Source organism: Pseudomonas sp. C7.1, assembly GCF_056312395.1.
Window position 1 is genome coordinate 1807662 of sequence record NZ_JBWDTL010000003.1, and the last position, 19036, is coordinate 1826697.

16 protein-coding genes are annotated in these 19036 nt (G+C 60.1%); 6 read left to right on the forward strand and 10 right to left on the reverse strand.

Annotated features, from left to right (window positions below; all coding sequences use genetic code 11):
- Window positions 1-80: 80 nt before the first annotated feature.
- Window positions 81-1430 (forward strand): aminodeoxychorismate synthase component I, encoded by a 1350-nt coding sequence (gene pabB / locus AC0T4W_RS11840; RefSeq protein WP_476319146.1) that lies wholly within the window; start codon window positions 81-83, stop codon window positions 1428-1430.
- Between the two features lie 167 nt (window positions 1431-1597).
- Here the strand turns inward: pabB and AC0T4W_RS11845 are convergent, their stop codons facing one another.
- The 6 genes from AC0T4W_RS11845 to thrH form a co-directional block, all read right to left on the reverse strand.
- A complete protein-coding gene (locus AC0T4W_RS11845; RefSeq protein WP_476319147.1) occupies window positions 1598-3265 on the reverse strand; it encodes a hypothetical protein in 1668 nt (555 codons plus the stop codon).
- A gap of 30 nt (window positions 3266-3295) precedes the next feature.
- Window positions 3296-4147 (reverse strand): phytanoyl-CoA dioxygenase family protein, encoded by an 852-nt coding sequence (locus AC0T4W_RS11850; protein ID WP_476319148.1) that lies wholly within the window; start codon window positions 4145-4147, stop codon window positions 3296-3298.
- A complete protein-coding gene (locus AC0T4W_RS11855; protein ID WP_476323607.1) occupies window positions 4147-6555 on the reverse strand; it encodes an SAM-dependent methyltransferase in 2409 nt (802 codons plus the stop codon). The genes AC0T4W_RS11850 and AC0T4W_RS11855 overlap by 1 nt, the downstream gene beginning before the upstream one ends.
- 18 nt (window positions 6556-6573) lie before the next feature.
- Window positions 6574-8409 (reverse strand): hypothetical protein, encoded by a 1836-nt coding sequence (locus AC0T4W_RS11860; RefSeq protein ID WP_476319149.1) that lies wholly within the window; start codon window positions 8407-8409, stop codon window positions 6574-6576.
- A gap of 45 nt (window positions 8410-8454) precedes the next feature.
- The gene (locus AC0T4W_RS11865) at window positions 8455-10077 is read right to left on the reverse strand and encodes a hypothetical protein (protein WP_476319150.1); all 1623 of its coding nucleotides are present in this window, start codon (window positions 10075-10077) and stop codon (window positions 8455-8457) included.
- Window positions 10078-10472: 395 nt separating this feature from the next.
- A complete protein-coding gene (gene thrH, locus AC0T4W_RS11870; protein ID WP_476319151.1) occupies window positions 10473-11090 on the reverse strand; it encodes a bifunctional phosphoserine phosphatase/homoserine phosphotransferase ThrH in 618 nt (205 codons plus the stop codon).
- Between the two features lie 189 nt (window positions 11091-11279).
- Here thrH and AC0T4W_RS11875 point away from each other — a divergent pair, with 189 nt between their 5' ends.
- On the forward strand, window positions 11280-12014 hold the full coding sequence (locus tag AC0T4W_RS11875) for a phosphoadenylyl-sulfate reductase (protein WP_476319152.1): 735 nt from the start codon (window positions 11280-11282) through the stop codon (window positions 12012-12014).
- Between the two features lie 67 nt (window positions 12015-12081).
- On the opposite strand, the gene AC0T4W_RS11880 is transcribed toward AC0T4W_RS11875, so the two are convergent.
- Window positions 12082-12363: a GNAT family N-acetyltransferase gene (locus tag AC0T4W_RS11880; RefSeq protein ID WP_476319153.1), complete on the reverse strand. Its 282-nt coding sequence runs from the start codon at window positions 12361-12363 to the stop codon at window positions 12082-12084.
- Window positions 12364-12880: 517 nt separating this feature from the next.
- Between AC0T4W_RS11880 and oprI the strand changes: the two genes are divergently transcribed.
- A complete protein-coding gene (oprI, locus tag AC0T4W_RS11885) occupies window positions 12881-13132 on the forward strand; it encodes an outer membrane lipoprotei OprI (protein ID WP_090242095.1) in 252 nt (83 codons plus the stop codon).
- A 135-nt stretch (window positions 13133-13267) separates the two neighbouring features.
- Here the strand turns inward: oprI and AC0T4W_RS11890 are convergent, their stop codons facing one another.
- The 3 genes from AC0T4W_RS11890 to AC0T4W_RS11900 form a co-directional block, all read right to left on the reverse strand.
- Window positions 13268-14221 carry a L,D-transpeptidase family protein gene (locus tag AC0T4W_RS11890; RefSeq protein WP_476319154.1) on the reverse strand — a complete coding sequence of 318 codons (954 nt, stop codon included), beginning with the start codon at window positions 14219-14221 and terminating at the stop codon, window positions 13268-13270.
- A gap of 86 nt (window positions 14222-14307) precedes the next feature.
- Window positions 14308-14589 (reverse strand): hypothetical protein, encoded by a 282-nt coding sequence (locus AC0T4W_RS11895; RefSeq protein ID WP_476319155.1) that lies wholly within the window; start codon window positions 14587-14589, stop codon window positions 14308-14310.
- Window positions 14590-14647: 58 nt separating this feature from the next.
- Complete coding sequence (locus AC0T4W_RS11900) at window positions 14648-15253, reverse strand: arylesterase (protein ID WP_476319156.1); 606 nt, start codon at window positions 15251-15253, stop codon at window positions 14648-14650.
- Window positions 15254-15263: 10 nt separating this feature from the next.
- On the opposite strand from AC0T4W_RS11900, the gene AC0T4W_RS11905 reads away from it, so the two are divergent.
- The 3 genes from AC0T4W_RS11905 to greB all read left to right on the forward strand — a co-directional run bounded on the left by AC0T4W_RS11905 (window position 15264) and on the right by greB (window position 19029).
- A complete protein-coding gene (locus tag AC0T4W_RS11905) occupies window positions 15264-15947 on the forward strand; it encodes an ABC transporter ATP-binding protein (RefSeq protein ID WP_305592617.1) in 684 nt (227 codons plus the stop codon).
- Window positions 15947-18445, forward strand: coding sequence for an ABC transporter permease (locus AC0T4W_RS11910; protein ID WP_476319157.1), 2499 nt, complete (start codon window positions 15947-15949; stop codon window positions 18443-18445). The genes AC0T4W_RS11905 and AC0T4W_RS11910 overlap by 1 nt, the downstream gene beginning before the upstream one ends.
- 86 nt (window positions 18446-18531) lie before the next feature.
- Window positions 18532-19029, forward strand: coding sequence for a transcription elongation factor GreB (gene greB, locus AC0T4W_RS11915; RefSeq protein WP_476319158.1), 498 nt, complete (start codon window positions 18532-18534; stop codon window positions 19027-19029).
- The last annotated feature ends 7 nt before the right edge of the window (window positions 19030-19036 follow it).

The following is a 19036-nucleotide window of genomic DNA, read 5'->3' on the forward strand; positions in this document are numbered from 1 at the left end:
CGAGTAAACCCATGCGCAAGCTCTAGGATGAATGTTGGCGACGTTCTACAATCGGCATCCGCGCACCTTGAACGTGTCATATGCCTACTTGTCTTGTACAGGCTCTGCCCTACCACGCAGACCCTTCGCGTTACTTCAGCAGCGTTATGCACGCTCCCGGCGCCGTCCTGCTGGATGCGGGGCGACCAACCGCGCAGCGTGGACGCTATGACCTTATCAGCGCCTGGCCATTGGCAGAGCTGGCGCCGACGCCTGACGACACGGCCAACGCTTTCTTGCAACGCCTGCGCCAGAGCCTTGCAGGCCTCGGCGAGTGCCAGCCACCAACGGATAATCCACTCCCGTTCGTCGGCGGGCTGATTGGCTACCTGAGTTACGACTTCGGCCGCAGGCTGGAACAGCTGCCAGCCCAGGCCATTGATGACCTCAATCTGGCCGACGCTCGTTTTGGTCTATATGCCTGGGCCCTGATCACCGACCACCAGCAACAACGCAGCCAGTTGATGTTTCACCCAAGCCTGAACGTAACCGAGCGCCAGCGCCTGAGTGCGCTGTTTGCAACGTCAACAGCGCCTGCACCGCAACCGTTTAAGCTGCTAGGGCGCTTTCAATCTGACACCAGCGAAGCCGAGTACCAGCAGTGCTTTGCGCGTATTCAGGCCTATATCCAGGCAGGTGACTGCTATCAGGTGAACTTTGCCCAGCGTTTTCGCGCGGGCTATCAGGGCTCGCCATGGACCGCTTACCAGGCCTTGCGCGCCGCCTGTCCGACACCCTTCTCGGGCTATCAGGCGCTGCCAGACGGCGGTGCAATCATCAGCCTGTCGCCGGAGCGCTTTCTGCGCATCAGTGCAGGCCAGGTGGAAACGCGACCAATCAAGGGCACCCGCCCACGGCATGCCGACCCACAGCAGGACCAGGCCCAGGCCGACGCCCTGCTAAGCAGTCGGAAAGACCGTGCGGAAAACCTGATGATTGTCGACCTGCTGCGCAATGATCTTGGCCGTAGCTGCACGGTCGGCTCGGTCAAGGTCCCGGAGCTATTCGCCCTGGAGAGCTACCCCAATGTCCATCACCTGGTCAGCGCCGTTACCGGCGAACTGGCGTCCGACAAGGATGCCTTGGACCTGATCGCCGGTAGCTTCCCCGGCGGCTCGATTACCGGTGCGCCGAAAATCCGCGCCATGCAGATCATCGACGAGCTGGAACCAACCCGCCGAGCACTGTATTGCGGCTCGCTGCTGTATCTGGATGTACGCGGCGAAATGGACAGCTCAATCGCCATCCGCAGCCTGCTGGCCAAGGACGGGCAGATCAGTTGCTGGGGCGGCGGCGGCATCGTCGCGGACTCCAACGGCCAGGCCGAATATCAGGAGTCCATCACCAAGGTCAAAGTATTGCTGGAGACCCTGGAGCAGTTTTGTGATTGAAAACGATCACGCAAGGCGTTTCCAGCGCCTGCCAGACACAAATCGGTCCGGTACAAAAAAGCCCGCGAATGCGGGATGCGTGAAGCCGTCAGGTGCAGGTAACGGTCTCATTGCTAACAAGCGCGCGGTGGCCGCCGCAACACGACCACCGTGCTCACTGTGGTAGATCAAATCTCCGGAATAGTGGTGTCTTCGAACGGTTCCTCTTCGCCCTCACCAGTTTTTTCGGAGCTCTCATTTGTTTCCTCGGAGATCTCAGTCGCCTCCTCCTGCACCTTCACTGCTTCTTCCACTTGCGCCTTGAGCTCGGTACTGACTGCCGTGCCCATCTCTTCGACAATTCCCGGTAGCGCTTCATTCACATCGCCAATGCTCTCATTAGCAGAGGAAATATCGCCCTTGCTCAAGCTCTCCTTGGCATCAAGCAGGTTACCTTCGGCCTCTTGCAGGCTTTCAGTCATTTCTATCTCTGCCAGATCGCTGACCTGCTCGGCGCCGCTGTCGATCGCGCCCGTAGCCTTATCGGTGGCTACCTGGTTGAACGCCGAAGCCCCACTGGCACGCACTTCGGTCACCGCACTGGAGAACTCTGCTTCGTTGGCCGGAACATCGACCCTTTCGCTTGGCGATACACGATCGGCGGCGTTCTGGTCAGCTTGCTGCGCCTGGTCGCCGATGCTCTCGCCAGATTGCTTCGCGTCTGCGACCTGATCGTCAGTAGGCTCCTTACCCTGGTTCTCGTTGGCCTTGTCGTTCTCCAGCTTTTCGTTCTTGCCGGCGAGCTTCTGCTTGAGAAAGTCCACGGCCATCCACAGGCCCATAGCCTCCATAAAATAGCTGAGCAGCTTCTGGAACGACAGCGAGGTCCAGAACTTGTCCCAACCCGACTCGGGAGCCATCGGCACGACCATCACCTGCTTGTTGAGCATGGTGCCACTGAAGATGGTAATAGCCGTGGTGTCGGTGTCCTTGCCGGTAAAGGTGCCCTTGTAGCCGAACGAACAATTCAGGGCTACCGCACCCTGGCTATCGATCAACTGACCGTTGTCGAATGTCAGCGCAGTCTTGATACCGCTGGTGGACGTCAGGGTAATTGTGTAGGCGCTTTGCCGGTCCGTGGGATCGGCCGGTGACGGCGCACTGGTGCTACGCACAAAAGTGATGGTGCCCTCGGACGTAGTACCGGTATTGCCTTGCGCGGCAGCCGAATACACGTAGTAGGTCATGCCCGGCTGCCCCTTTTCGTTCATCCCCCACAGGTAAGCAAAACCGCGCAGCCAGGTACTGACAGCCACATAGCTGACAAAGTCGAGGCCCTTGAACATGTCGTACTGGTTGAAGAAAGACGCGACCTTGGCTTCTCCATCGGCCACAGTTCCGGTGGTGAACGCATCGTTGAGGGTCGCCTGGAACGCCACCGACATCTTCGAGGACGGCGCGGTCATGATATTGGTGCAAAAACTCAGGGCCTTTTGCATGTTGCTCGCTGCATCTGCCGTAATGGCGATGTCGGGATAGGCCATAGTGTTGAAGTTCAGCGACTCACCTACCGCCATCACCGGAAACAACGAGTCGGTCTTGGAGACCAGCAAATTGTAGATGTAAGTCGGCTTAGTCTGCCCCTTGGAGTCGACGTAGGTGCCGTCCAGGGTAGCGGTGGTGGTGGCGTCGTCATTCAGGGACTTTCCGCTGGCCAGAGGCAGAATATCCAGGTCTTGCAGATAGCCCTGCTGGGGCGAGTTCTTGGCCACATTGGTCGAAGAATTGTAGGCGTTTAGAACCACGACGCTGACGCCTGAAGCGTTGCTCAGTTTAACGGTCTTGTTGATGTCCACAGTGCTCTCCTTGTCGTACGTAGGGTTGGGTCAAACGCTTTCAAAAGGCCACGCAGGCCGTACTGCTACGCACGCCTGCTTGATACTGGGTAACGACGACGGTTCCACCCGTGGGCTTACCGGCGCTGCCAAAGCGGGTGCCTGCATAATCCACATAGGTGAGGCAGCGGGCTCAAGCACCCGCGCCAGATGATCGAGCAAGGCCACGCCCTCGACACGGGTCGTGGCTTTCTTGTAGGAAAAACGCATATCCAGGCTGACTCGTGTACGCCCGCTATCGTTGCGCATCGAGCCATGCCCGAGGTAGCCCCCATCAAACACCAGAATCTGTCCGTAACGCACTGTTACTGGCGCGAAATCGCACTTGCCATAGTCGCTTTCCAGCCACAGCGTGGCGCCCTCCTGAACATCGGTGAAGGGCATCCAGAAGTTCACCTGATCGATCCGTTCGGTGACGCAAATATCGTGGTGAAAGGAGCTGACGCTCGGCGTGCCTGCCAGGTGCACCCGCAATTTCGGGTGACTGGTGTATGAAATGCCACGCCCCACCAGCGGCGCCAACCACTGCAGCATGAAGCTGTGGTAGAGCCGGTAGAACGCGGCATCGGCTGGCTGGCGCTCCATCATGCCGGTCAGTGCCAGGTTATCCCGCGGTCGCAAGCGCCCTTCCTGGCTGCCCGCCGCAGCCTGCTGTTGTTGCAGGTAGTGATGCAGCAACGCCAAACGCTGCACCTTGAACACGTCCCGCGACAGCAAGGCGGCAAAGGGATAGCGCCGGGTATCGTAGTTCAGCAGCAACCAGCTACGTTGCGGCCGCGCACCGGCCGCCGCCACCAGCGCGGCGCGGTCGACTCCGGCAGTCAGGGGTGGCGTTTGCAACATCACAAGGCCTCCGTATCGTCCTGGCGCAGACGTTCGAGCACCTGGCGCAACAACCGCAGGTTGGTGCGCGCACGGTCATAGCCGTGCCAGAGAAACACCCCGCCCTTGTCGCTGGCCTCGACCATTTGCCCGACTAGATGGCCCCAGGACCAGGCGGGCAGCCCCAACCTCGGGTTGGCCAATAGCTGGGCAGTGTCCTGTGAGTCAAGCAGCGCCATACCGCGCAGGCGAATCGGGTGATCTGCCGCCGAACGTCCATCGCCATGCAGCAGCGGCTTGAGGGTGATGGGGTCGTATACGATCTCCAGCTCGCCCGAAGCCAGCTCTGGCGGGCCGTCGGTCCAGGCAATACGGCCGCGCTCCAGGTTGAGCGTCACCACCACACCTGCGATTTCCAGGCTGCTATGGGTAAGACGCAATGTCAGCATTTCCGCCAGGCGGCCATGCACCAGACGCAAGCGATAGTCGCCCACGGCCCAGCCGAGCAAATCGTCGATGCGTCGTGCCGACAACGGCAGGCGCAGGTCTCCAATCAGGGTCTCTCTGCCATTGAAGGCCAGGTCCTGCTCCAGCGGCTGGCCATCGCGCAGGACGACCACCCCCTGTGGAGCAAGGGGCGCAGGAACAATCCGCAAGTGCGCGCCCCTGACCTGGTAAGCACCCACTGCCAGGCACGCCGGGCGTGCCAGCGACTGGCCGCGTAACGCTACCTTATACTGACTGCCGGCGCTCTCCCCCGCTGGCCAGATCAGTCCGATCCAGCTGCGCAGGCCAGGTACCGAAAGGTCCGATTGCAGGTAGCCCGAACTCGGGTTGCCGGCTTCGGCCTTCCAGGTCAACACCCCAGCCTGGTAACGCACGCCGATCAGGCGCTGACCATTGAGGTCCAGGCGCAGGCCCGCGTTCTTGATCCGGCAGAACACCGATAGCGTCAGCTGCCGGGCACTGTCCATGTAAAAGCCGGTCCAGGGTGCCAGGCTCGATTGCAGCAACGCCCCCAGTTCGCCAGTCATGCGTGGCCAATCCACTGTCAGGCCAGCCTTACGTGACCAGGCCGCAGCTGCGCTGCGCAAACTGCCAGGGGAGGCGTTGTTGATTACCCGCGACAGTGCAGCGCTCGCCGAGGAGTAGGTCAGCAGGTGCTCCAGTGCCTCGCGGTTGCCCGGATGACGCCGGGTCTCGGTGCCCTTGGCCGCTAGTTGCACAGCCCCCGGCTCGCGCTGAGCCAGCAGATGCCGCTCGCGCGCATCCAGGCCGCCCCCCCAGGCCAACAGGGCGGCATGGGGGTCGGCGCGGTAACGTTCGCGCAGCCCGGCATCATCGCTCAGGGCCAAGACAAAGCGCCCGGCGGCGGTGTCTGGCTGCCACTGGTAACTGGCCGGCACATCGAAACCGGCGAAGTCACTGAATGCCCGCCTCTCGCGCTTGTCGTAGCGGTCGATCACCCGCAACGGCTCGGTGGCAGCGCGTACCGGTTGGCCGGGGCGAATCAACCCCAGCCGCTCCAGCATCACGGGGTCGGACTGCCCCGCCAAGCGTGGTGGCAGGTAGAAGGTCGAGATGCCAGTAACCCACGACTGCACCGCCGGGTCACGCAGGCTGGCCAGGGTCTGGTGGTCAATCAGCGGGTCGATTCCGGGATATCGCGACCCCACGTAGTTGATCACCGGGTGGTCAGGACCATACAGGTCTTCGAGGTAGTCCAGCAGCACGGCGAAATTGCTGTTCAGGTAACCCTGCCGTCGATAGCCCAACTCACCGATCAACCCCACCTGCCACAGCACCAGGTGCAGGCCGGGATCTGGCTGACGACGGCGGATCAGCATATCGGTGGCTTCATACATCTGCATCCCCGGCTGGCTGGGATCGACCCCCAGGTCGGCGCACAATGTATCCAGCGCACTGACCGCCGCCCGCATGGTTGCCTGGTGCCCTTCGCGCCGGGCGATGGTCACCGCACGGTGGGTGGACAGGACAAACACGCCGGGGTGGCCGTAGAAAATCGCCACCACATGGGCGCCCTCGCGCACATAGTGCAGCATGGCCTCGGTCATCTGCATGTACGTCAGGTAACGCGGCTTGCTGTCGTCGTAGAGCACGTACAGGTCATAGGCATCCGGGCGTTCGGACAGTATCCAGATTTTCGTGGCCGGGTCGGCGACACAATAGAAGACATGGTCGGCCGCCTGGATCCGCGCTTCGTCGCTACGGGTGAAACCCGAGGCTTCGATGCCGGAGCCGAGGATCTCCAAGGTGCCGGGGCGCGCTGGCGGCGTCAGCAGCAAAGCGTCGTCGGTGACCAGCGGGCCACGGGCAGCGATCTCGCGGGCCAGTTTGCGCCAGCGTCGGCGATGGCTTTCGATATCCGGGTAGCCGCTCTCGAAGGGCTGTGGACGTGGGGTAGTCATGCTCACTGTGGCTCTCCTTCACGCGCTCTGCGTGGCCAGGTAATTCATGGCCACCGTGGCCCCGACTTTCACCGGCAGGGGCTTGCCCTGATAGGTGGTATTGCCAAGTACCTGGAATGCCAGGTAGGTGTTGTTGCCGCTGTCCGCCTGCATGCTGGCGACGACATTGGCCTGGTCCTGATCAGACCAACGCCAGCTCGCCGCCTCGTTGTCGGCCTGGGTGTTGCCGGTCTGCAGCAGTGAGGACAGGGTCACCTGCAAAGTTTTGACGTGGCCGGTGTCCTGACTGTTGGCATAGACGTCCTGCACGTACTCGCTGAAGGTCTCCCAACGCTTAGCCACTGGCGTGTTGTCCTGCAGCATGTAGTTGATCAGCAAGCCCAGCCCCGTGCTCTGGCGAGGTTGCAGGCTGGCGATGTCTTGCTCGTCCTGGCTCTTCCAGGCGTCAAGGACCTTGCTAACGCTCTGGAAGGCGACGTAAATCACCGCCCCTTCGATCAGGGTCGGCAGCGCCTTAGTCATAACCCAGCTACCAATACTGTTGAGCACCTTCATCACCGCACCCGGCTGCACGTCGACGTCGGTGTCGATATCCGTGTCGACGTCAATGTCGATGTCCGTCTCGGTGTCGGTGACCACGTCGATGTCCACGTCGATATCCACGTCCACATCAACGTCCACTACGGCGATGAAGTCCACATCCACATCGATATCGATATCCACGTCGACGTCCACATCGATATCAATATCGATGTCGACATCCACATCCACATCGATGTCCACATCGATATCAATATCGACGTTGACCGGGTCGGCACTGTCGCCAACACCACTTCCGGGGCCTGCGATATCACCCGTGCTGTTGAGGCTGCTCTGGATGTTACTGGCCAGCTTGGAGACGTTCTGTCCCAGCCATTGCAGGCCGTTGGCGACGCTGCCGAGTAAGTTGATCGCGGCGTCCAGGGTCATCGCCAGTTGCACGGTAAAGAACGCCCCGTAGACCATGTCGTAGGCCACGGCGTACCAGGGTATCTGCGGGTTGGCATAGGACTGGGCGATGAACTGCTGGCCATCAAGGGTACCGACAAAGCCCCAAGTGATGGTGTCGGGATTACCCTCCCAGGCCAGATCACGGATGATCGCGGTGGTTAGCAGGCCACCCTGGGCGGTCGCGCCCGCACTGGACAGACTACTGGCAAAGAAATCCAAACTCAGCGTAGTACCGGTGACCGGGGTATAGCTGGCCACGCCGTTGGCGATGGTCAGGGTGCCTACGGTAGTGCTCGGCAGGATGAAGCCCATGGAGCTGCCACTCGGCGGCTCGTAGCAGTAGTAACTACCAGGGTAGGCATACAGCTGGTTGGTGGCCCAATAGCCGATGGCCGAATACAGGCCAAAGGTCAAACCGGGAGCACCGTTGTCCTGAAAGAAAGTCTGCGCAGCGGCGTTCAACGAGGTTACCGGTGTTTGCTCGACCAGCGCGGCAAAGTTCAGCGAAGCAGGGCTGTACGGCTGGCTGGCAAAGGACTGGTAGAAAGTCCAGCCGGAGGTGGCCACATTAATGTCGGTGCTGCCGAGGTCGATCAGGTTGCTGTCGGGAATCAGCGCATTGCTGACCGCGACCTTGAGCGGAAACTGGTCGCTGTGGCGGGTCACTACCACACGGGCTAGGGCCTCACTGGTGGTAAAACTGGCGTTGTCATTGGCCGCCACCGAGCCCAGCAGGGTGTAGGTCGGCACATAGTCAGCGGGGTTGGTCGAGGGCGGATCGGTCTGCGCCGGCGACATCGTGGTGTAGACGTCCAGGGCCTCGGATGTGGTGTTGTTGACCTGAATTGGATAAGTGGCAGCCATTTCAAAGCATCTCCATTGCGTTATTGATCGCGCGGGGCGCGGGGCTTATTTCTCGACCGGTGATTTCACTTCCACGACGTCTTCTTTGCCTTCGCGGACATCCTCCATGTCCTCTTGCACTTGCTCGCTGACCTTCAAGGTTTCCCGCGTCACTTCGAGCTCGGACTTGATCTGCTCACCCAGTTGGCGACTCACTTGTGCACCCATCTCGCTAATCACCTGAGGAATATCGTGATGCGCTTGTAGCAGCTCCTGAGTGGCGCGCGGCAGGTCGTTGCGTAAGCTCACCCGAGCCTCGACCAGGTTGCTCTGCACCTCCTGCAGCCGACTGGTGATCTCTATTGCGCCTAACTCACGTACCTGCTCCTGCAGCTGGTTCAGGGTGTCGCCCAACTGCTCGCGGACAACTTCCTTGAGGGTCTCGGGGATGCTGTCGCGCAAACGCTGCACCACGCACTGAAGGTCGTCGAGCATTGGCAACGATGCGAATACGCCGGCCAGCTCTTCACGCAATGCACTACGCAGTGCTTCACTCACCTCCTGTGCCACAGCCTGAGCATCAATCACCACGCGTTGGTCGATCGGCTGATTGGCGGCGCGGCGTGCCTTGAAGTAGCCGACCACCGCGATCACCGCACCGACGATGGTCACCACCGAGGACACCAGGCCGATCAGGCTTATGGTCAGATTGGAGATATCCAGGGCATCGAGGTCCTGCATACGCTCGGCGGGTGCTGCAACAGCGCCGGGGGCGACGACCGATGAACCGATGCCGGCATTGCTCGGGACGGCGATCACCCGTTGACCGTCGAGGCTACCCACCAGCACCGGCAACAGCCCTGCCGCCGCTGGCCCAGAGACCCACCCGGCAGCTACGAACGAACCTATTAGCGTCAACGCGCCACCATCACTCAGGCAGCCGTTGTCATAGTTCAGCCTCGCTGTACTGCCCCCCGACAGGGTCCATTGCAACTGCAGGCCGCTGGTGGAGTCACTCGGTTCAGCAGTAGTCGTTACAACCTTGCTGCGAAAACTGATACGTCCCAAGGAGGCCGTGGCAACCCCCAGGTAAGGCGCCGCTTGCAGGTCATAATCCAGGCCCGGTGCGCCATCAATGGCCATGCTCCAGAGATAGGCATAGTTGCGCGCCCAGCTTAGGACCAGACCGAGCTGGGTGGCATCGATTGTCTGGAATGGTGGATGAGCGTCGAAGAACCCACGCAGGATCGCATCGGCGTCAATATCTGGGGCTTTCAGGCTGGCTTGCAGGTTGTCGATAAGGTCACTGACCAATTGCGAGCTGGGGGCCGCCATCAGGTTGCGCACCAGGTTCAGAGCCTGGCCCATGGCCCTGACTTGCGTCTGGCCCAGGGCGAGTTGCTGACCCGGACTGGCTTCAAGATCAAATACCCCGCTGGCCACGGGGAACAGTGACGTGGCGTCCGCCAGGACAATGCCCTGAGGCCCTGCTGACAACGCGACCCGTGCTTGCGCGTGCGGCGCCAGCACCACGCTACCGTCGCCCAGCCCCAGCCGTTGGCTATCGGGAGCGAGTACTAGGCCGCCGCGCTCCAGGCGGGAAACCTGCACCACCACAAGGTTCAGATCAGTGTCATTGCGCAGGGATAACTCAAAGGGCGTATTCAAACGATAGGGGACGGCAGACATGAGATCCTCCTTTTCTCGACGAAAGCAGCAGTGGCTGCTAGTAGAAAAGCCAAGAAGGAAATCAATGAAATCAGAGGTACAGGCCGTGGCTTACAGGCAGGGGCGAAGCATTACTTGCGGCCAGGGCAGTCCTTTGCTGGGTTCCAGTCTCTTCCTGAGCGGTCGCTGATTGCGATGCCTGCAATATAGTCACCCATGAATGGGCGCCATAGATTGTTTGGCGATACCTTTCATTGACCGTCTGAGGTAACAGAATAAGTTAACTGCACGCGTGGCCGCTGGATATAGAGCATTAACAAAAATACCCGCATCTCTCGATGCGGGTATTTTTGTTAATGCTCCACACAGACGGCTAGATTTTACACCGCCTGTATACGGGCTTTACAGCCAATAGGCTACAGGCTCAGCTGACGATTGGACGCCTTGAGGAACTCGCGTTTAAGGTCTTCATAAGTGTGCACCGCCGGGAACTGCGGGAATTCGCGAATCACGTTGTCCGGCGCATGGAACAGGATGCCGGCATGGGCTTCGCTGAGCATGGTGGTGTCGTTGTACGAGTCACCGGCGGCGATCACGCGGTAGTAGAGGCTCTTGAACGCGAGGACTGACTGACGCTTGGGGTCTTTCTGGCGCAGTTGGTAATCCACCACCCGATCGGTTCCATCGGTGATCAGCTTGTGGCACAGCAACGTGGGGAAACCCAGTTGGCGCATCAGCGGCTGGGAGAACTCGTAAAAAGTGTCGGAAAGAATTACCACTTGAAAGCGTTCGCGCAGCCAGTCAACAAACTCCACCGCGCCGTCCAGCGGCTTGAGTGTGGCGATCACTTCCTGGATATCGGACAGCTTCAAGCCATGCTCGTCCAAAATGCGCAGGCGCTGCTTCATCAGCACGTCATAGTCCGGAATATCCCGGGTGGTCGCTTTTAGCGATTCGATGCCAGTTTTTTCCGCGAAGGCGATCCAGATTTCCGGGACCAACACACCTTCCAGGTCGAGACACGCGATTTCCACAGGACACTCCTAGCTTGGATTTATGTGAGAGGCGGCACTCTAGCGGCTACCCCAAGGGTCTGCAACGCAGACTCTTATACCCAAATAGAAGGTCTACCAAGCAACTTGGTTATTTAGTCGCATAACCAGCTTTTGCTACCATCGCCACACAAGACGCGCCGACGTCACCATAACTAGGAATTCAAGCCGATGAGCCACCCCTTCGATGCAGCCGAACTGGCGGCGAGCTACGCCAACAAGTCGCCTCAGGACATTCTCAAACTCGCTTCTGAGCATTTTGGCGATGAGTTGTGGCTGTCATTCAGCGGCGCGGAAGATGTGGTGCTGGTCGACATGGCCTGGAAGCTCAACAAAAACGTCAAGGTTTTCAGCCTCGACACCGGCCGCCTGCACCCGGAAACCTACCGCTTTATCGATCAAGTGCGTGAGCACTACGCCATCAGCATCGACATACTCTCGCCGGAGGCCGCCGCGCTGGAGCCTTTCGTTAAAGAAAAAGGTCTGTACAGCTTCTACAAGGATGGCCACGGCGAATGCTGCGGCATCCGCAAGACCGCCCCGCTACGTCGCAAGCTTGCTACGGTAAAAGCCTGGGCCACCGGCCAACGCCGCGATCAGAGCCCAGGCACACGCAGCCAGGTTGCCGTGGTGGAAGTCGACGGGGCCTTTTCGACGCCCGACAACATCCTGTACAAGTTCAACCCGCTGGCGCAGATGAGCAGCGAAGACATCTGGGCCTATATCCGCATGCTGGAGCTGCCCTACAACAGCCTGCATGAACGCGGTTTTATCAGCATCGGCTGCGAGCCTTGCACGCGTCCGGTACTGCCAAATCAGCACGAGCGCGAAGGCCGTTGGTGGTGGGAAGAAGCCACACAGAAAGAATGCGGCCTGCACGCTGGCAATCTGATCACCAGAATTTGATGGCGAAGACGTAAAGCCGATACAAAAAAGGCCAATCATCAATTGGCCTTTTTCTTGTCCGCACCGCTCAGCTTTTATCCGCCTGGCGCTGACGGCGCACCATATAACGCTCTACGTAAGAGCACGAAGGAATCACCGTATAACCCAGCCGTTCGGCATACTGCAGTGCATGTTCAGTCAATGCCGCTGCGATTCCGCGCCCACGCAACGTGCTGGGGACGAAGGTGCGGTAAATATCCAGGGTTTGCTTTCCCAGATCCATGTAAGCCAGGTATGCACGATCACCATCCACTGTGGTCTCGAATTGATGGCCTGCCAGATCATGGTGAATGGACAACGCCTCGCTCATCGCAATTCCTCTGTTAACTCGCGCAACCCGCTCGCGCTTGTGTAGCAATCGAGTTGCAGCATCTTGCACCTATTAAGTTGTAGGCAATTATCACGAGCTTATCAGGCCAAAACCTGTGAGGTCACGCGAATCAATGACTTAGATCACACGCCAGGGCATTTGCACGCCAGCACAGCCGAGCATTGCTGCTGCCAGAGGCGCATTTCGTTCCGGCTTCACCCAACAACTCACCCGCGAGGGAAATACCGCAAAACCTTGCAGCTACTCTCAACACTCGGCGTAATGCCAACGTGACAATAAGCACTGCGCAAATAACTGCCGACCAGTCCAAGGCTGATGGTTTTTTAACCAGATGATACCCAGTATTCGACCAGCCACAGTGTTCGTAGAAAAAAACCTGTGTGGCTTGCCTTGCCTCCGTTTACTTACTACACGTTACGGGTAGTATGTACGCCGGCTAATTTCCTACTATTAGGAAATTGCTTTTATGGAAAAACTCCACCTCAAGGGGAACACGATGAACAACGTTCTGAAATTCTCTGCTCTGGCATTGGCCGCAGTTCTGGCTACCGGTTGCAGCAGCATGTCCAAAGAAACTGAAGCTCGTTTGACTGCAACTGAAGATGCAGCCGCTCGCGCTCAAGCCCGTGCCGACGAAGCCTATCGCAAGGCTGATGACGCTATGGCTGCTGCTCAGAAGGCTCAGCAAACTGCTGACGAAGCCAATGAGCGCGCTCTGCGTATGCTGGAAAAAGCCAGCCGCAAGTAATAGCCCACAAGGCTATGAACAAGCCGACCCCGTTTCTGGGTCGGCTTTTTTATTGCCAAGCGAAGTACCCACTACTCGACAAACAATAAAAAATCCGTCAGCGCTTACGCATAACGGGCTTTTAGAACAGCGAAGTCAGATAGCCGGCTCAGTCGCCACTATGGCCTGATCAGGCTGAGCAATTTCAATCGGCAAGCCATCTTCAGCGGCGACTACTTCGCGCAGCATTTCCCAATCCAGGCGCAGATCGGCGAATTGATCGTTCTTCAGCAGCGCATTGATTACCGCTGTGTGCTTATCGACTACCGAAGCGTCACCGGTATCATCCAGAGGTGCGTGCGCTTCCAGGTAAACCTTGCCGCCGCTACGGCCAAACTTGTATGGCTCGTTGATAATGCGTACCGGGGTGCCCACCGAAACCATCGAAGCCAACTTCAGCACGTTATGGTTGAGCATGCGGAAGCAGCCATGGCTAACGCGCATACCGATACCAAACTTCTTGTTCGAGCCATGAATCAGGTAGCCCGGCACTGACAAGCCCAGCTTGTATGGACCCAATGGATTATTCGGGCCTGGCGGCACATAAGCTGGCAGCGGGTCGCCCTCGGCAGCATGCTCATCACGAATCGACTGCGGTGGCGTCCAGCCCGGATTCGGCGTCTTGGCAGTAATACGCGCATTGGCAACCGGCGAACTCCAGCCCTCACGACCGATACCCAACGGATAGGTGTAAACCACGTTACGACCTTTCGGGTAGTAGTACAGGCGGTACTCGGCGAGGTTGATCACGATGCCTTCACGCGGGCCGGGTGGCAGAATGTAGCGCGTCGGCAGAATGATCTCGTTGCCGGCGCCCGGCAGCCAAGGATCAACCCCTGGGTTGGCCACGACCATTTCCAGGTAACCCAGGTCATTGACCACACCTAAATCCGCAAAGGTGTCTTCATATTTGGCCTGGATCACCTGAACCTCACCGACAATATCTTCGCCAGGCAGCGGCAACGGAAACTCAAGCGCACTGGCAGACGCTACCGCGAAGACAGCGGCAAGCGGCAGGCAGCGGGTGACGGCAATGGCACGCGACAACATCCGGTAGTTCCTGACGAAAATGGTGGTTAACAGGTGGGTAATGATAGGGCTCGATTGTACACCGGTTGATCAAGCGCCGGGATAGCTCAACGCCCCGGCAATAGAGGCCGATCGCCACGCTTTTCTGCTTCGAGTGTCGCCCGACAGGCCGGACATAAACGCTTGTCGCGCAGCATCGTCTTATCCAGATCGCGCCATACCGGCTGCGCAGGCAACAAGCCGCCGCACAATGTACGGTCGGCAAACTGACCCAATTCAAGCTGGCGCGCCAACAAGTGCACGCGCGCTTCTCGACAGGCGAACAGGTCGAGCTGCTCGTCAGGTTCGATCAGTTGGTAGGCGTACAACGACCAGGCAGGACGCGGCATTGAGGGCTCCAGTGCGGGGGCGCCACATTAGCCGAAAGGCACGGTACAGAAAAGCCTGTCAGAGCAAAGGTTTCAGGGTCGGCCAAACGTTCTCCAGCAGCTTGGGTTGTGCCTCTGCTGTGGGGTGAATGCCATCGTTTTGCATCAGCGAAGGCACGCCACCTACGCCCTCCAGCACAAAAGGCACCAGGGCAGCGTTATGTTCCTGCGCTACCTTGGGGAACACCTCAGCGAACGCAGTGGTGTAGCGCACACCGTAATTAGGGGGTAGCTGCATGCCAAGGATTAGCACTTTGGCGCCTTCTTGCTGCGATGCCTGCACCATGGCCGCAAGGTTTTGTTGCAATTGCGCTGGAGGCTGACCACGCAGGCCATCATTGCCTCCCAACTCGATAATCACCAGCTCCGGCTGATGCTCTGCAAGTAGCGCAGGCAGCCGTGCGGCGCCGCCTGCGCTGGTGTCGCCACTGATTGAGGCGTTGACCACCTGAAGATCAAAACCCTGCTCGATCAGGCGTTTTTCCAGCAAAGCGACCCAGCCCTGGCGTGTATCCAGGCCAAAAGCTGCGCTGATACTATCGCCAACGACCAGTACGGTACCCGCGAATGCCGCAGGCCCCCACAGCAGCAGGCTCAGAGCAGTACCGATCAACCACTTACGCATTGGATTCTCCATGAGCTCAAGTATTCTCACCGCGCGAAACCTTAGCAAAGTGGTTCCCAGCACGGAAGGCGAACTCACCATACTTCATGATCTGTCGCTGGAGCTGGTTTCCGGTGACAGTCTGGCGATTGTCGGCAGCTCCGGCTCGGGCAAATCCACCCTGCTCGGCCTGCTCGCCGGCCTCGATCTACCCAGCAGTGGCAGCGTGGTGCTGGCCGGTAACGACCTGGCCAGCCTTGATGAAGATCAGCGCGCACGGGTTCGCGCCGAGCACGTCGGCTTCGTCTTCCAATCCTTCCAGCTGCTCGACAGTTTGAATGCCCTGGAAAACGTCATGCTGCCATTGGAGCTTGAAGGCCATGCCGATGCCCGCCAGCGCGCCCGCACCCTGCTCGACCGCGTCGGTCTGGGCCAGCGCCTGACCCATTACCCACGCCAACTCTCCGGCGGCGAGCAGCAACGCGTAGCCATCGCCCGCGCTTTTGCCGCCGAGCCTGCAGTGCTGTTTGCCGACGAGCCCACCGGCAACCTCGACAGCCATACCGGTGAGCGCATCAGTGATCTGTTGTTCGAGCTGAACAAGGAGCGCGGCGCCACCCTCGTGCTGGTCACCCACGACGAGCGCCTAGCGCACCGCTGCCAACGCCTGATCCGCCTGGAAGGCGGCCACCTGGTCGACCACGTGGAACCCTGATGAACCATTTACCCTTTACCCGCCTGTTATCACTGGCCAGCCGTCAGATGCTGCGCGATGCCCGCGCCGGCGAGCTGCGTGTGCTGTTTTTCGCCTTGCTGATCGCAGTCGCTGCCAGCACGGCTATCGGTTATTTCAGCGCACGGCTAAACGACGGCATGCTGCTGCGCGCCACCGAGTTTCTCGCCGCCGACCTGCGCCTGACCGGCAGCTCGCCCAGCGCACCCGAGCAAATCAGCAGCGGCAAGCAGCTGGGGCTGGAGCATGCCCAGCTGGTCGAGTTTTCCAGTGTGGTGGCCAGCGATGCCGGCATCCAGCTGGCCAGCATCAAAGCAGCGGACAGCGCCTACCCACTGCGCGGCCAACTAAAGAGTGCCGCCGCGCTGTATGACGTCGAACAAACCGGCGCCGGCCCACAGCCCGGTGAAGCCTGGGCCGAAGCCCGCCTGTTTGTCGCCCTCGACCTCAAACCCGGTGACAGCGTCGAGGTCGGCGCGAAAACCCTGCGTTTGACCCGCGTATTGACCTTCCTCCCGGATGAAGCCGGCGACTTCTACAGCCTGACCCCGCACCTGCTGATGCACCCGGATGACCTGGCCGCCACAGGCGTGGTGCAACCCGGCAGCCGCGTGCGCTATCAGGAACTGTGGCGCGGCGAAGCGGATGCCTTGGCACAGTATCGCCAGGGCATCACCCTCGCCCCCAACCAGCGCCTGGAAGACGCCAAAGATGGCAATCGCCAGGTTGGTAACGCCCTGGGACGCGCCGAACGTTATCTGAATCTAGCCAGCCTGGCCGCCGTGCTACTGGCCGGGGTTGCGGTGGCCTTGTCGGCGGCACGCTTTGCCGCCAGGCGTTTCGATGCCAGCGCACTGCTGCGCTGCCTGGGATTGTCACGCAACCAGGCACTCGGCCTGTTCAGCCTGCAACTGGCACTGTTGGGCATCACCGCCAGCCTGATCGGCGCCCTGCTGGGCTGGCTGGCGCAGCTTGCGCTATTCAACCTGCTGCAGGAGCTGCTGCCAGCACAGATTCCGCCTGGCAGCCTATGGCCCGCGCTGGCCGGCATGGCCACCGGACTTGTGGCGCTGGCCGGTTTCGCCTTGCCGCCACTGGCCGCGCTGGGCCGCGTGCCGCCGCTGCGGGTATTGCGCCGCGATCTGCTGCCCGTGCCGGCCAGCTCCTGGTTGGTGTATGGCGCAGCATTGCTGGCGCTGGGCCTGATCATGTGGCGTCTGAGCCTCGATATACAACTGACCTTCGCCCTACTCGGCGGCGGCCTGGTCACCGCCCTGCTACTCGGTGGCCTGTTACTGCTCGGCTTGCAGAGCCTGCGCCGTATGCTGGCCGGCGCTTCGCTGCCCTGGCGGCTGGGGTTGGGCCAATTGCTGCGTCACCCACTCGCGGCCGCTGGGCAATCGCTGGCGTTTGGCCTGATTATTCTGGCCATGGCGCTGATCGCCTTGCTGCGTGGTGAGCTGCTCGACACCTGGCAGGATCAGCTGCCCGAAAATGCACCTAACCACTTCGCCCTGAATATCCTGCCGGCGGACAAGGACGCTTTCGCAGCTCGCCTCAACGAACTATCACCGCACCCTGCCCCACTGTTCCCCGTGGTGCCTGGGCGACTGGTGATGATCAATGGCGAACCGGTACGGCAGATCGTCAGCAAGGAATCCCAGGGTGAACGGGCGATTCGCCGTGACCTGAGTCTGACCTGGGCCGCCGATTTGCCAGCAGATAACAATCTGATCGCCGGCAGTTGGTGGACGGACGCCAACACAAACGAATTACCGGGCGTATCGGTGGAATCCGAACTGGCCGAAAGTCTGCAACTGAAACTGGGTGACCGCCTGAGCTTTAGCGTTGGCGGTCTTAACCGCGATGCGGTGGTCAGCAGCTTGCGTGAAGTCGACTGGAACAACTTCCAGCCCAACTTCTACATGATATTCCAGCCCGGCACCCTGCAGGATCTGCCGGTGACCTACCTGACCAGCTTCTACCTGCCGCCGCAATACGAAAAGCAACTGGTCGAACTGTCGCGCGCTTTCCCGGCCGTGACCTTGTTGCAGGTTGAAGCGCTGCTGGAACAACTGCGCAGCATCCTTGCCCAGGTCACCCTGGCCATTGAGTTCGTCCTGCTGTTCGTTCTGGCCGCCGGCCTGGCAGTGCTGTTCGCCGGGCTACAAGCCACCTTGGATGAGCGTATCCGTCAGGGCGCTCTGCTGCGCGCCCTAGGTGCCGAACGCAAGTTGCTGATCAAAGCGCGCCGCGCCGAGTTCGGCCTGCTCGGTGCATCGAGCGGGTTGCTGGCAGCCTTTGGCTGTGAGCTGATCAGCTTCCTGCTCTATCGCTTTGCCTTCGATCTCGCCTGGCAACCGCACCCCTGGCTGCTGTTGCTGCCATTGATCGGTGCGCTGCTGGTGGGCACGGCTGGCGTTCTCGGTACCCGCCGCGCCTTGAATATCAGCCCGCTGACGGTGCTGCGCGAGGGCTGATAGACTCGCGCACCACTTTTCTTAGCCGTCTGAAAGCCTGTTTAACGCAGCAGGGCCGACGCGCAGCAGACGTTGAACAGGTTTTTATGAGTCGCTACCGCCCACCCCGCTCCGCCGGCACTGCCCTGATCACCCCCGAGGGCGAGGCCCGCATGCGCGCCGAGCTGCATGAGCTGTGGCATGTGCGCCGCCCCCAGGTTACTCAATCGGTCAGTGAAGCCGCCGCCCAGGGTGATCGCTCGGAAAACGCCGAGTACACCTATGGCAAGAAAATGCTGCGTGAGATCGACAGCCGCGTACGTTTTCTGACCAAGCGCCTGGAAAACCTCAAGGTCGTCAACGCCCGCCCCAGCGACCCGGACAAGGTCTACTTCGGCGCCTGGGTCACCCTGGAAGATGAAGACGGCAACGAGTCGCGCTACCGCATCATCGGCCCGGATGAGCTGGACCTGAAAAACAACCTGATCAGCATCGACTCGCCCCTGGCCCGCGCCCTGATCGGTAAAAGCCTGGACGCCGAAGTACGGGTGCAAACCCCAACCGGCGAGAAGACTTGGTACATCGTCGCGATCGACTACCCGTGACCGAACA